The organism is Massilia sp. NBRC 108631 (assembly GCF_059704565.1).
On sequence record NZ_BAAKJE010000192.1, the window covers coordinates 1 to 229 of the forward strand.

Below are 229 nucleotides of genomic sequence, written 5' to 3' on the forward strand. Positions count from 1 at the left end.
GCGCGACCAGGCAGAGACGTCTGTGCTGTTCGAGCTGATCGCGGCGCGCTATGAAAGGAAGAGCATGGCGTTGACGGCGAATCAGCCATTTTCCGGCTGGGATGAAGTGTTCCCTGAGCCGGCAATGACGCTCGCGGCGGTCGACCGGCTGGTGCATCACTCGACCATCTTCGAGCTGAACGTCGAGAGCTACCGCCGCCGCACCGCTGCGACCGCTAGCACTACGCAA

General features: G+C 62.9%; 1 protein-coding gene. It reads left to right on the forward strand.

Going from position 1 to position 229, the window contains the following annotated elements; all coding sequences use genetic code 11:
* Positions 1 to 229: ATP-binding protein (locus AC6H42_RS21140; protein WP_497548881.1), on the forward strand; the 229-nt coding region annotated here is incomplete at both ends.